Source organism: Nonomuraea sp. NPDC052265 (assembly GCF_044547985.1).
Taxonomy (GTDB): Bacteria; Actinomycetota; Actinomycetes; order Streptosporangiales; family Streptosporangiaceae; genus Nonomuraea.
In genome coordinates this window covers 344,404-357,998 of the sequence record NZ_JBIUBJ010000004.1, presented here as the reverse complement: position 1 = coordinate 357,998, position 13,595 = coordinate 344,404, and the positions used below count along the sequence as shown (strand labels likewise).

Below are 13,595 nucleotides of genomic sequence, written 5' to 3'. Positions count from 1 at the left end.
GACCAGTGCACTAGCCAGGAGGCTGTAAGACATGAGGCGAATCGGGATCTGGATCGCCGTGGGCGGTCTCCTGCTGGTCACGGCCGCCTGTGGCGGCGGTTCCGGCTCGGGCGGTTCCGGCACCGGAGGCACCCCCAAGGCACAGTCCCTGGCCGTCGGATTCGTGGCCGAGCCGGCCAACCTCGACTTCACCGCCACCGAGGGCGCGGCGATCCCGCAGGCGTTGCTGGTCAACGTCTACGAGGGCCTGGTCAAGCTCGACCAGGACGGCTCGATCAAGCCGCTGCTCGCCGAGAAGTGGGCGGTCTCCGACGACCGGAAGACCTACACCTTCACCCTGCGCAAGGGCGTCACCTTCAGCAGCGGCGCGCCGTTCACCGCCGACGACGTGGTGTTCTCGCTCGACCGGGTCAGGACCGACTGGAAGCTCAAGATCAAGGCCCAGCTCGACGTCATCGACAAGGTGGCCAAGACCGACGACACCACGGCGGTCGTCACCCTCAAGCGGCCGAGCAACGGCTTCCTCTACGCCCTGGCCACCCGGCTCGGCGCCATGTTCAGCCGCACCGGCGTGGCCGACCTGGCCAACAAGCCCGTCGGCACCGGGCCGTACACGCTGGGGGCGTGGAAGCGCGGCGAGTCGATCCAGCTCGCCGCCAGCCCCTCCTACTGGGGGGCCAAGCCGGCGCTGTCGGCGATCACGCTCAAGTACTTCAAGGACGCCACGGCGATGAACAACGCGCTGCTGACCGGCGGCATCGACGTCATCTCCGCCGTGCAGGCGCCCGAGTCGCTGCAGCAGTTCGCCGATCCTGGCCGGTTCCAGACGGTCGAGGGCTCCACCAACGGCGAGGTCGTGCTGTCGATGAACAACGCCCGGCCGCCGTTCGACGACGTCAGGGCCCGCCAGGCGGTCCGGTACGCGATCGACCACAAGGCGCTGCTGGACACCGCGTGGGCCGGGCGCGGCCAGCTCATCGGCTCGATGGTGCCGCCCACCGACCCCTGGTACGAGGACCGCACCGGCGACTATCCCTACGACCCGGCCAAGGCCAAGGAACTGCTGGGCGGCAAGACGCTCACCGTCAAGATGCGCATCCCCAACCTGCCGTACGCGGTGGCGAGCGCGCAGGTGGTGAAGTCGCAGCTCGCCCAGGTGGGCATCACGGCCGACATCGAGCCGCTGGAGTTCCCGGCCCGCTGGCTGGACGTGGTGTTCAAGCAGGGCGACTACGACCTGTCCATCATCAACCATGTCGAGCCCCGCGACATGGGGATTTTTGCCGATAAATCGTATTACTTCCATTACGACAACCCCGAGTTCGGCAAGCTCCTCGCCTCCGCCGACGCCGGCACCGAGCAGCAGCAGACCGACGACCTCAAGAAGGCCGCCAAGCTGCTGTCCGACGACGCCGCCGCCGACTGGCTGTTCCTGTTCCCCAACCTGATCGTGGCGAAGAAGGGCGTCACCGGGCTGCCGAAGAACGCCATCGCGGAGTCCTTCGACTTCACCGGTCTCGCCAAGCAGTGACGCTCTACCTGCTCAAACGGCTGGCGGTGCTGATCGTGAGCGCCGCCGTCGCCGCCGTCGCGGTGTTCGCGTTCATGGCGCTGCTGCCCGGCGACCCGGCCGAGATCGCGCTCGGCGTCAACGCCACCCCCGACGCGGTCGCCGCGCTGCGCGCGCAGTTCGGCACCGACCGGCCGCCGGCCGCGCAGTTCCTCGACTGGATCGGCGGCCTGGCCCACGGCGACTTCGGCGTCTCCTACGTCACCAGCGCGCCGATCGGCCCGCAGATCGGCGAACGGCTCGGCGTGACGGCCGTGCTGGTGCTCGGCGGCATGGTGCTGGCGCTGGCCGTCGCGGTGCCGCTCGGCACGTTCGCCGCCGTCCACCACCGCAACCCGCTCGGCGCGGCGGTCAGCGCGGTCAGCCAGCTCGGCATCGCCGTCCCCGCCTTCCTCGCGGGCATCCTGCTGGTGTTCGTGTTCGCGGTGAAGGCGCAGGCGCTGCCCTCCGGCGGATACGTCCCTTTCGCCGACAGCCCCCAGGAATGGCTGCGCTCGCTGCTGCTGCCGTGGTTGTCGCTCGGGCTCGTCCAGGGCGCCGTGCTCACCCGTTACGTGCGCAGCGCCGTGCTCGACGTCATGCGCGAGGACTACCTGCGCACCGCCCGCGCCAAGGGCCGCGGCAGCACCGGCGCCCTGTGGCGGCACGGCCTGCGCAACGCCTCGATCCCCGTGGTCACCGTGTTCGGCCTGCAACTGGCCACCCTGCTGATCGGGGCGGTGGTGGTCGAGCGCGTCTTCGTCCTGCCCGGGCTCGGCGACCTGCTGCTCAACGGCGTGGCCGGGCGCGACCTGCTGCTCGTCCAGGGTGTGGTGATGGTGCTGGTGGCCGCGGTCCTGCTGATCAACTTCGTGGTGGACGTCGCCTACCGCCTGCTCGACCCGAGGCTGCGATGAGGGGCCGGGTGAACGCCGCGCTGCTGACCGGCGGCGTGCTGGTCGGGCTGGTGACGCTGGCCGCGCTGGTCTCGTTCGTCTGGACGCCGCACGACCCGACCCTCGTCGACGCCGCCCGCAAGCTGCGCGACCCGGGCGGCGGCTACCTGCTGGGCGCCGACAAGTTCGGCCGCGACACCCTCAGCCAGCTCATGGTCGGCGCGCGCACCACCCTCTACGTCGGCGTGGTGGCCGTCGGCATCGCCGCCGTGCTCGGCGTGCCGCTCGGCGTGGTCGCCGGGATGACGCCGCGCGGCTGGCTGTCGGAGCTGATCATGCGGGTCAACGACCTGGTGTTCGCCTTCCCGGCGCTGCTGCTGGCCGTCATGCTGGGCGCGGTCTACGGAGCCGGGACGCTCACCGCGATGATCGCGATCGGGGTGGCCACCGTGCCCGCGTTCGCGCGGGTGGCCCGCGCCGCGACGCTCCAGGTCATGGTGACCGACTACGTCCTGGCCGCCCGCGCCGCGGGCCGCCGCCGGGGCGGGATCGCCGTACGGCACGTGCTGCCGAACATCGGGTCCGTGCTGATCGTGCAGGCCTCGGTGTCGTTCGCGATCGCGATCCTGGCCGAGGCGGCGCTGTCGTTCCTCGGGTTCGGCACCCGGCCGCCGACGCCGTCGTGGGGGCGGATGTTGCAGGAGTCGCAGGAACTGCTGTTCTCCACCCCGCGCCTCGCGCTCTGGCCTGGCCTGGCGATCGCGCTCGCCGTCCTCGGGTTCAACCTGCTCGGCGACGGGCTGCGCGACCACCTCGATCCCAAGCTCAGGAGGATCCGTGCTGAGCGTTGAGGGGCTGAGCGTACGGGCCGACGGGGTGGGGCTCGTCCATGACGTGTCCTTCGCGATCGGGCCGGGCGAGCGGGTCGGGCTGATCGGCGAGTCCGGGTCCGGCAAGTCGCTGACCGCCTTGTCGCTCATGGGCCTGCTGCCCGAGGGCGTCACCGCCTCCGGCGTGGCCAGGCTCGGTGGGCGCGACCTGGTCGGCGTGCCCGAGAAGCGGCTGAAGGACCTGCGCGGACGCGAGCTGTCGATGGTCTTCCAGGAGCCGATGACCGCGCTCAACCCGCTCATGCGCGTCGGCGCCCAGGTCGCCGAGGTGATGACGCTGCACGGCGTCTCCCGCGCCGAGGCCGGGCGGCGCGCGCTCGTCCTCCTGGAACGCGTCCGGCTCCCCGAACCCGGACAGATCGCCCGCGCCTACCCCCACCAGCTCTCCGGCGGCCAGCGGCAGCGCGTCATGCTCGCCATCGCCCTGGCCAACGAGCCGGGGCTGCTCATCTGCGACGAGCCCACCACCGCGCTCGACGTCACCGTGCAGAGGCAGATGCTGGAGCTGATCGCCGATGTCGCCCCCGCGCTGCTGTTCATCACCCACGACCTGGCGGTCGTGGCCTCCGTCTGCGAGCGGGTGATCGTCATGTACGGCGGCCGCGTCGTCGAGACCGGGCCCATCCGCGAGGTCTTCACCCGCCCCCGCCACCGCTACACCGAGGGCCTGCTGGCCGCCTCCCGGCTCACCCCGCGCGGCACCAGGCTCCCCACCATCAAGGGCAGCGTGCCGCCCGCGGGCGCCTTCCCCGAGGGCTGCGTGTTCCGCAACCGCTGCCCGCACGCCACCCCGCGGTGCGAGACCCCGCCGGCGCTGACAGGAGACGGCCATGCCCACGCATGCTGGCACCCCGCGGAATGAGCCACAGGATGAGCCGCAGAATGAGCCACCGCACGGGCCGCTGATCGAGGCGCGCGGGCTCAGCCGCGTCTACCATCGCCCGCGCACCTCGCTCACCAGACCGGGCGCGCCCGTCCACGCGCTGCGGGACGTGTCGCTGACGGTCCGCCGCGGCGAGCGGTTCGGCATCGTCGGCGAGTCCGGCTCCGGCAAGTCCACGCTGCTGCGCCTGCTGTGCGGCCTCGACCGGCCCACCTCAGGGTCCGTCGCCTTCGACGGACGGGAGATCACCCGCCTGCCGGAGCGGCGGCTGCGCTTCCTGCGGGAGAACCTGCAGATCGTCTTCCAGGACCCGATGAGCTCGCTCGACCCGCGTATGCGCGTGCGCGACCTGGTGGCCGAGCCGCTGGTCGCGCTCGGCCTGCCGGTCGGCACGCGGGTGCCGGAGCTGCTGGAGGAGGTCGGCCTGCCCGCCTCGGCCGCCGACCGCTACCCCCACCAGTTCTCCGGCGGGCAGCGGCAGCGCATCGCCATCGCCCGGGCGCTCGCGCCCCGGCCGAAGGTGCTGGTCGCCGACGAGCCCGTCAGCGCCCTGGACGTGTCCGTACGCGGCCAGATCCTCAACCTGCTCGCCGACCTGGTGGACGAGCTGGGCCTCACGCTCGTGTTCGTCTCGCACGACCTGTCGGTGGTCCGGCACGTGTGCGAGACCGTGGCCGTCATGAGCGGCGGCCAGATCGTCGAGACGGGCCCGGTGGACGACGTCTGGGCCGCGCCGCGCCACCCCTACACGCGTGACCTGCTGCAGGCCGTACCGACCCTGGAGGGATTGTTGTGATCGACGTCGACGAGCGGGGAGTCGTGGAGTTCACGCAGGCCCTGGTGCGCATCCCCAGCACCAACGACCCCGCACGCGGGCGCACGGAGCGGCCCGCCGCCGCCCTGGTCGAGGCCAGGATGCGCGAGTGGGGCTGGGACCCCGTCGTCAGCGAGGCCGCCCCCGGACGCGCCAACGTCGTCGCGGTGGTCGAGGGCGGCGGCGGTGACGGGCCGACACTGATGTTCGAGGGCCACACCGACGTCGTCACCGAGGGCGACCTGTCCACCTGGACCGTCGACCCGTTCGGCGGCGAGATCCGCGACGGGCGGCTGTGGGGCCGGGGCAGCGCCGACATGAAGTCCGGCCTGGCCGCCACCCTCTACGCCACCCGCGCCCTCCAGCTCGCGGGCCCGTTCCCCGGCCGGATCAAGGTGTGCGCGCTGGCCGACGAGGAGGGCCTGATGATCGGCGCCCACCACTTCGTCGCCTCCGGGCTGGCCGCCGGCGTGGACGGCGCGATCGTCGCCGAGCCCGAGGCCGGGGAGATCTGCGCGGTGGCCAAGGGCGCCCTGCGGCTGCGCGTCGACCTCACCGGCAAGATGGCCCACGGCGCGATGCCGCAGCACGGCCGCAACCCCGTCCAGGCGGTCGGCACGCTGCTGGTCGCCCTGCGCTCCCTCCAGCAGGAGCTCCAGGAACGGCATCCGGCCCACGAGCACCTCGGCGAGGTGTACGTGACCCCGACCGTGGTCCGCGCGGGCAGCGACGAGCAGGTCAACGTCATCCCCGCCACCGCGTCCGTCTTCGTCGACGTGCGGACGGTCCCCGGGCTGGAGCACAAGGTCGTGGCCGACCGGGTGGCCGCCCTCGCCGCCGCCTCCGACGGGATCGAGGCGTCGGTGTCGGTCCTGGTGGACCGGCCGCCGGTGGACGTGCCGGTGACCGACCCGGTGGTGGCCGCGCTGGCGGCGGCCCACCGCACGGTGACGGGGGAGGAGCCGGTCTACGGCGGCGTGCCCGGCTCGACCGACGGGACCGTGCTCACCCACTGGGGCGGCATCCCCTCGGTCGTGTACGGCCCCGGCGGCAAGTGGATCGCCCACCAGGCGGACGAGTACGTCGAGGTCGCGGAGATCGTCCGGTGCACCCGGGTGTTCGCCGAGGCGGCGCGGCGCTTCCTGCACCGGGACTTCTGATGCTTGCCGAGCTTCCCGAGCCCGGACCCGGGATGCGTGCCGGGGCGACGAACTCGCTGGTCGACGTGGCCGGGTTGCGCGTCGGGCACGCGCAGCGGGTGGGCGGCGGGTTCCGTACGGGCACGACCGTGGTGCTGGCGCCCCCGGACGGCGTGGTGGCCGGCGTGGACGTGCGCGGCGCCGCTCCCGGCACCCGCGAGACCGAGCTGCTCGACCCGCGCAACCTGGTCGAGCGCGTGCACGCCGTCGTGCTGTCGGGCGGCAGCGCGTACGGGCTGAGCGCGGCGTGCGGGGTGATGGAACGGCTGGCCGACGCGGGGATCGGGTTCCCGGTGGCGGGCGGCGTGGTGCCCATCGTCCCGGCGGCCGTCATCTACGACCTCGGGCGCGGCGGCGACTTCCGCGCCACCCCCGACGCCACCCTGGGAGCCGCCGCCTACGACGCCGCCTCCCCCTTCCTCGTCACCGCCAGCGGGTCCGTCGGGGCCGGTGCCGGAGCGATGGCGGGCGGACTGGCCGGCGGCGTCGGGACCGCCAGCGCCGTCCTGCCCGGCGGCGTCACCGTGGCCGCCCTGGCCGTCGTCAACGCCGCCGGATCCGTCCTCGACCCCACGGGCGCCACCCTGGCCGGCGTCCGCTACGGGCTGCCCGGCGAGTTCGGCCACCTCAGCCCCCCGGACCCCGTCGAGGCCGGGGCGTGGCGCCCGGACAAGGTGACCTCGTTCAACACCACCATCGGCGTGGTGGCCACCGACCTCACCCTCACCAAGGCCCAGTGCGGCAAGCTGGCCGGTGTGGCCCACGACGGCCTGGCCAGAGCCATCCGGCCGGCCCACACCATGGTCGACGGCGACACCGTCTTCGGCCTGGCCACCTGCGCCCGCCCGGCCCCCGGCCCCGACGGGCTCCAGGACGTCCTGGCCGCCGCGGCCGACGTGTTCAGCCGGGCGGTGGCCCACGCCATGCTCGCCGCCACCGGCCGCGAGGGCGCGCCCGCGTACCTCGACGTGTTCCCGAGCGTTCTAGGGGGAGACAGATGACCTGGCCGGACGGCCTGCCCATCGGCGACGGATGGGTCACCACCGAGGACACCACCGACGTGGTCTTCCCCTACGACGGCTCGGTGGTGGCCCGCGCCCCGCTGGGCACCCCCGCCCACGCCGTCCGGGCCCTGGAGGAGGCGCTGGCGGTCGCGCCCGCCATGGCCGCGCTGCCCTCGCACGCCCGCCGCGCCGCGCTCATGGCGGCGCACGACGCGCTCGCCGCCCGCCGCGAGGAGTTCGAGCTGCTGCTGGTCCTGGAGACCGGCAAGCCGCTGGTCGACTGCCGGGTCGAGGTGGCCAGGACGCTGCTCACCCTCGCCACGGCCGCCGAGGAGGTCGCCCGGCTGCACGGCGAGACCGTCCCGCTGGACCTGCTGCCGTCGGGGGAGGGGCTGGTCGGGTTCTGGACGCGGCGGCCGATCGGCGTCGTCGTCGGGATCACCGGCTTCAACTACCCGCTGCTCCTGGCCGCCCACAAGATCGCCCCGGCGGTGGCGGCGGGCTGCCCGGTGATCGTCAAGCCCGCCCCGGCGACGCCCCTGGCCACGCTCCGCCTGGTGCACCTGCTCCGCGAGGGCGGCCTGCCGCCCGCCGGCGTCCAGCTCGTCACCGGGGACGTCGAGGTCGGCCGCACGCTGGTCGAGGACCGGCGGATCGGCGCGGTCTCCTTCACCGGCTCGGCCGCCGCCGGGCACGCCATCGCCCGCGCCGCCGCCCCCACCAAGGTGCTGCTCGAACTCGGCTCCAACGCCGCCCTCGTGGTCGCCGCCGACGCCGACCTTGAGGCCGCCGCCGACGCCGTCGTGCGCGGCGGCTACTACGCCTCCGGCCAGGCGTGCATCGCGGTGCAGCGGGTGCTGGTGGAGGAGCCCGTACGGGAGGAGTTCCTGGCGCTGCTGGCCGCCCGCGTCAAGGACGTCACCGTCGGCGACCCGCGCCTGCCCGGGACCCGCGTGGCCCCGCTGATCGACCCCGCCGCCACGGACCGCGTCCTGGAGTGGATCACCGCCTCGGGCGCCGAGGTGGTCGCCGGCGGGGCGCGGGAGGGCCGGGCGATCGCGCCGACGGTGCTCTCCGGCGTGCCCGACGGCGCCGCGGCGTGGGACGAGGAGATCTTCGGCCCGGTGGTGTGCGTACGCGCGGTGCCCGGCCTGGACGCCGCTTTCGAGGCCGTCAACCGCTCCCGGTACGGCCTGCACGCCTCCGTCTACACCCGCTCGCTGGCCACCGCCTTCACCGCCATAGACCGCATCGAGGCCGGCGGCGTGGTGGTGAACGAGGTGCCCGGCTTCCGGGCCGACAACATGCCGTACGGCGGCGTCAAGGACTCGGGAACCGGCCGCGAGGGCCCGAGGTTCGCCATCGAGGAACTGACGGTGACCAGAATGGCGATCATCCGCCCCTGACGATCACTGGAGGGTGGCGCGACCGCCCTCCCGGCGGGGGCCGACGGCAGCCGATCTCCACGACCTGCGGCAGGTGGCCGCCGACCGGGCGCCCTCCGGTGAGGGTAACGGTTCGACGAGTTGTCTTTACCTTCCGGCATCGGTCGCGTTGGATGGCGCGCATGGTGGAGATCACGCGCAGAACGGTGTTCAAGGCAGGTGCGGCAAGCGCTTTCCTCACGGCCGGCGGCCCGGGGACGGCGGCCCTCGCGGCGGGCGGGCCGGTGGGCGGGCCGGCCGGCGAGGGGCTGGAGCAGCGGGCCATGGCGATGGACCCGCCGGTGTTCCTGCTGGAGAGCGCGGTCCCGCCGCACTTCGCCGTCGGCCAGGGCTCCACGTTGTCGATCAGCGACCGGGTCGCCGTGTGCGGGACGAGGTCGCTGCGGTGGGAGCACGCGAGCCGTGACGTGATCACCGTCCGGGCGCCGCTGCGGTGGGCGCCCGACCCCTACCGGCTCGGCGACGACCAGGCGTGGCAGGGGCTGGTGGACGCGTTCTGCGTGTGGGTGCACAACGCCGAGCCCGTGGACGACGTGCTCAGGTTCGAGTTCGGACGGGGTGAGCGCACCGACCTGTGGTTCGAGTTCCGGCTCGGGTTCAGCGGCTGGCGTACGGCGTGGGTGCGGTACGCGTACGACATGCACGGCAAGCCCCACCCCGACATGGACACCCTGCGGATCGTCGCGCCGCGCAGGGCCGGGACCCTGCACCTCGACCAGCTCATGCTGAACGTGCCGCTGCGCCCCGACGCCCCCTGCCGCGACCACCAGCTCCCGGACATCGCCCCCGAGGGCGACGAGTACGACAACCAGCACTGGCAGGCCCTCCACCGCTTCGACCGGCTCCTGGACACCGTCGAGCCCGACCGGTCGCCGCCGTCCGCCGACGAGCTGGCCTCGCTGCGCGCCCTGCACACCCGCTACCACGACGAATACCTGATCGCCCAGGTCAAGCCGGACCTGCCCGGGCTGACGGCCCAGGTGGCCGCCCTGGAGGGCCGCCCCACGCACGCCTACCAGGCGCAGATCTACCCGGCCGAGATCGCCGCCGAGCTCAAGGCGTTCGTGAACCCGGTCACGCTGCGCGCCTGCACCGACCTGATGAAGACGATCGCCCAGGCCCACCAGGCCGCCCCCGCCGACCGTCCCGCGCTGGCCGCGCTCTACCTGCGCATGGTCGTCCACCTGCGGGAACAGGGCTGGACCAAGGGAAGCTGCCAGGGCACCATCCACCACCTCGGCTACGACACCCGCGGCCTCTACGACTCCGTCCACCTCATGCGGGACGCCCTGCGCGAGGCGGGGGAGCTGGAGCGGGTACGAGCGGATCTGGAATGGCTGAGCGGACTCGGCCGGATCTTCCGCGGTTTCGGCTTCCGGATGGCCCGGGGCAGCATGATGGACCTGTACAACACCACGGTCCGCGGCATGCTGGCGGCCGTGCTGCTGCGCGACGGCGAGGCCGAGCAGGTGGCGTACCTGCGGGCGCTGCGCGACTGGCTGAACGCCACCCTCCTGCCCACCGACGGCATCCAGGACGGCATCAAGCCGGACGGCACCGCCTTCCACCACGTCGGCTTCTTCCCCGACTACGTCCGCGACGGCTTCACCGGGCTCGCGCCGCTGGTCTACGTGCTGCACGGCGGCTCGTTCGCGATCTCGCGGGAGGCGTACGGGTGGCTGCGCAAGGCACTGCTCACGCAGCGCGTCTACGCCAACAAGAACCACTGGCCGATCTCCGTCAGCGGCCGCAACCCCAGCGGCGCCACCGCGCTGTCGATCGTCCCGTTCGAGTGGCTGGCCCCGATCGACGACGAGATCGCCGCCGCCTTCCTGCGCCTGCTGCCCGCCGGCCCGACCGGGCGGCAGAAGGAGCTCGCGGCCCGGCTCGCCGCGCGCGGCATCGCCCCGGAACCGGCTCCGACCGGCGCCTGGGCGCTCAACTACGCGGCGCTCGCCGTCCACCGCCGCGACGAATGGCAGATCACGGTACGCGGGCACAACCGCTACCTGTGGAGCACCGAGATCTACGTCGGCGCCAACTGGTACGGCCGCTACAACACCTACGGCCAGATCCAGGTCCTGCACCGCGGCGACCCCGTCACCAACCAGGACAGCGGCTACGCCCAGCCCGGCTGGGACTGGAACCGCCGCCCCGGCACCACGGTCATCCACAAACCGCTCGATCAGCTCAAGGGCGACCTGACCGGGGCCATCGAGGAGATGCTCCTCACCGACTCCCGTTTCGCCGGAGCCTGCACCATCGACGGACGCAACGCCCTGTTCGCCATGGACCTGCACGGACACCCCAAGTACGACGGCACGCACCGGGCCCGCAAGTCGGTGTTCCTGTTCGACGACCGCGTCGTGGCCCTGGGCACCGGCATCACCAACGACGACACCGCGGACGAGACCGAGACCACGCTCTTCCAGACCCGGCTGCCGAACAGGAACGCGCCCACCGTGGTGGACGGCACGGCGGTCACCGCGTTCCCCCACCAGGCGCTCGACGGCGGGCCGCGCTGGCTGCTCGACGACAAGGGCCTCGGCTACTACCTGCCCGCCGGGCAGAAAGTGGCCCTGACCCGCTCGACCCAGACCTCCCGCAACAACGCCACGGAAGAGCCCACCAGCGGAGACTTCGCCACGGCCTGGATCAGGCACGGCACCGCCCCACGGAACGGGACGTACGAGTACGCGATGGTCGTGAACGCCACGGCCGAGCGCATGGCCGGTTTCGCCGCCGCGATGGGGGACGCCGCACGAGCCCCGTACCAGGTGCTGCGCGCCGACACGGCCGCCCACGTCGTACGGGACCGTGACACCGGCATCACCGGGTACGCGGTGTTCGAGCGCACCCGCCTGGAAGGTCTGGTACGCGAGGTCGACACGCCTTCGATGCTGCTCGTCCGCGAGGAGGGCGAGACGCTGGTCCTCGCGGTGTGCGATCCGGACCTGCGCCTTTACGGCGGGATCGACCAGGACCAGTACGAGAAGGGCCGCTACGTCGGGCACTACAGCCCGTGGTCGCGACCCTGGCTGGCGAGCCCCAGCCACCCGCACCTGATGCGGGTCACCCTGGACGGGCGGTGGCGGGCCGACGCCGGCCGGCCGTGCCGGGCCAGGATCACCGGGCCGCGCACGGTCCTGGAGTTCGAGACCGTGCACGGGCAGCCGGTGCAGGTGCGGCTGAAGCCCGCGACCTGACCCGGGCGGAGGCGGGGGGCCGCCCCCGCCCGGGGGCTCACCACCCGTGGCCGCAACGGTTCACATCCCGGCCACGGGACGGGGTCACGCCGGTCAGTGGGCGCGATGGGTCACGCCGATCAGTGAGCGTGACGGTTCACGCCGGTCAACGGGCGCGACGGTTCACGCCGGTCGGTGGGCGTGGCGGTCGAGCTCCGCACGGACCTCGTGCAGGTGGTGCCGGACCACGGGGGCGCCGTCGCGCGCCAGGTCCCGTACCCAGCCGGAGTGACCGTGCCGCAGCTCGCGCTTGATCAGCGTGAGCGTCCGCTCGTGCGCCTCTGCCTGGAGACGCAGCCACGCCCGGTCGAAGCGGTGACCGGAACGGCGGGCGAGCACCGCGTCCAGGCTGTCGCGCTGGGCGGCGCCCGGCGCGTCCGGCAGGCCGACGCGCAGCCGCCGGGCCACGTCGCGCAGCCGGGCGTCGAGCTCGCGGTGGTCACGGATCAGCCGCCAGGCGATCTCGCGCACGTCCTTGTCGTGCGACCTGCGGAGCGCGGCCCTGCCGGCCGCGATCTCGGCGAGATTGCCGCGGTGCGCCTGCCGCAGGTACGCCCGGTCCTGCGCCGAGGCGTGGGACGCCTGGACGGACAGGCCGGTCGCGGTGCCGGACGCGGCCACCGGCCGGACGGCGGTGACGGCCTGGGCCGCGGCGGGGGCGGTGGCGGACACGGTCAACGCCAGCACGGCCGCGATTCCCGCGGGTGCTAAGTGGCTCCGTGCTGTTCTCATGAGTCCCTCCCTTCAATGGGACCCGTGCCTGCTGCCCCCTTCGGTCGGGAGTATTCACCTCAATTGGGCGGATCGAAACGGCCGTCCACGGCGGTCCAGCCGCCGTCCACGTACAACACCGAGCCCGTCACGAAGCTCGCCGCGTCGCTCGCCAGGTAGACCACCGCGCCCGCCATCTCGGGCGCGGTCGCCCACCGTCCGAGGGCGCTCTTGGCGGCGTACGCGGCGTACCAGTCGGGGTTGTCCTTGATCTGCCTGGTCAGCGGGGTTTCCACGACGCCGGGCGCGATCGCGTTGACGCGCACGCCGTGCGGGCCGAACTCGGCCGCCGCCGTCCGGAGCAACTGCACCAGCCCCGCCTTCGTGGCCGAGTACACGCCCTGCCCCGGCTCGGTCACAGACGCCCGGATCGACGCGAACCCGATGATCGACCCACGCCCCCGTTCCACCATCCCGGCGCCGAACGCCCGCACCACGTCGAACGAGGCCCGCAGGTTCAGCCCCACCACCCGGTCGAACTCCTCGCCGGAGTAGTCGAGCAGCCGCTTGCGGACGTTCGTCGCCGCCGTGAGCACCAGCACGTCGGCCGGCTCCTCGGCGGCGGCCGCTCGTACGGCGTCGGCGTCCAGCACGTCGAGCAGGCGCGCCGTGCCCTCGCACCCGGCGGCGGTCTCCCGCGCGGCGGCCAGGTCCCGGTCCGCGCACACCACGGACGCCCCATGCGCGGCCAGGGCGGACGCCGCCTCCCTGCCGATCCCGCTCCCGGCCCCGATCACCACGGCCCGCCGCCCGTCGAGGCGGAACAGCGCGTCATATCCCGTCATGCTGAGAAACACTAGCGACTGGTCAGACCAGTACACCAGGTGTACCCGCCCGCCTCACGCCACCGCACCCGCCGCTCGGAAACCCGAGCGTGGAGCCGTACGGGCGGAGGCGCG

At 73.3% G+C, this 13,595-nt stretch carries 11 protein-coding genes; 9 read left to right on the top strand and 2 right to left on the bottom strand.

Annotated features, from left to right (window positions below):
• Positions 1-31: 31 nt before the first annotated feature.
• The 9 genes from ACIHAD_RS15240 (at position 32) to ACIHAD_RS15200 (ending at position 11,886) form a co-directional block, all read left to right on the top strand.
• Positions 32-1,531, top strand: coding sequence for an ABC transporter substrate-binding protein (locus tag ACIHAD_RS15240; protein WP_397355029.1), 1,500 nt, complete (start codon positions 32-34; stop codon positions 1,529-1,531).
• The gene (locus ACIHAD_RS15235) at positions 1,528-2,466 is read left to right on the top strand and encodes an ABC transporter permease (protein WP_397355028.1); all 939 of its coding nucleotides are present in this window, start codon (positions 1,528-1,530) and stop codon (positions 2,464-2,466) included. The genes ACIHAD_RS15240 and ACIHAD_RS15235 overlap by 4 nt, the downstream gene beginning before the upstream one ends.
• Positions 2,467-2,474: 8 nt before the next feature.
• Positions 2,475-3,296, top strand: a complete 822-nt coding sequence (locus ACIHAD_RS15230) for an ABC transporter permease (RefSeq protein ID WP_397355027.1) — start codon at positions 2,475-2,477, stop codon at positions 3,294-3,296.
• Positions 3,283-4,197, top strand: coding sequence for an ABC transporter ATP-binding protein (locus ACIHAD_RS15225; RefSeq protein WP_397355026.1), 915 nt, complete (start codon positions 3,283-3,285; stop codon positions 4,195-4,197). The genes ACIHAD_RS15230 and ACIHAD_RS15225 overlap by 14 nt, the downstream gene beginning before the upstream one ends.
• Complete coding sequence (locus ACIHAD_RS15220; protein ID WP_397355025.1) at positions 4,166-5,014, top strand: ATP-binding cassette domain-containing protein; 849 nt, start codon at positions 4,166-4,168, stop codon at positions 5,012-5,014. The genes ACIHAD_RS15225 and ACIHAD_RS15220 overlap by 32 nt, the downstream gene beginning before the upstream one ends.
• On the top strand, positions 5,011-6,192 hold the full coding sequence (locus ACIHAD_RS15215) for a M20 family metallopeptidase (protein WP_397355024.1): 1,182 nt from the start codon (positions 5,011-5,013) through the stop codon (positions 6,190-6,192). The genes ACIHAD_RS15220 and ACIHAD_RS15215 overlap by 4 nt, the downstream gene beginning before the upstream one ends.
• Positions 6,192-7,232 carry a P1 family peptidase gene (locus ACIHAD_RS15210; RefSeq protein ID WP_397355023.1) on the top strand — a complete coding sequence of 347 codons (1,041 nt, stop codon included), beginning with the start codon at positions 6,192-6,194 and terminating at the stop codon, positions 7,230-7,232. Before ACIHAD_RS15215 ends, ACIHAD_RS15210 begins: the two co-directional genes overlap by 1 nt.
• On the top strand, positions 7,229-8,641 hold the full coding sequence (locus ACIHAD_RS15205; protein ID WP_397355022.1) for an aldehyde dehydrogenase family protein: 1,413 nt from the start codon (positions 7,229-7,231) through the stop codon (positions 8,639-8,641). Before ACIHAD_RS15210 ends, ACIHAD_RS15205 begins: the two co-directional genes overlap by 4 nt.
• A 161-nt stretch (positions 8,642-8,802) precedes the next feature.
• Positions 8,803-11,886 (top strand): chondroitinase family polysaccharide lyase, encoded by a 3,084-nt coding sequence (locus ACIHAD_RS15200; RefSeq protein WP_397355021.1) that lies wholly within the window; start codon positions 8,803-8,805, stop codon positions 11,884-11,886.
• Between the two features lie 162 nt (positions 11,887-12,048).
• On the opposite strand, the gene ACIHAD_RS15195 is transcribed toward ACIHAD_RS15200, so the two are convergent.
• Together ACIHAD_RS15195 and ACIHAD_RS15190 are read right to left on the bottom strand one after the other, a co-directional pair.
• The gene (locus tag ACIHAD_RS15195) at positions 12,049-12,657 is read right to left on the bottom strand and encodes a DUF4142 domain-containing protein (protein WP_397355020.1); all 609 of its coding nucleotides are present in this window, start codon (positions 12,655-12,657) and stop codon (positions 12,049-12,051) included.
• A 59-nt stretch (positions 12,658-12,716) separates the two neighbouring features.
• Positions 12,717-13,481 carry an SDR family NAD(P)-dependent oxidoreductase gene (locus tag ACIHAD_RS15190; RefSeq protein WP_397355019.1) on the bottom strand — a complete coding sequence of 255 codons (765 nt, stop codon included), beginning with the start codon at positions 13,479-13,481 and terminating at the stop codon, positions 12,717-12,719.
• Positions 13,482-13,595 lie beyond the last annotated feature (114 nt).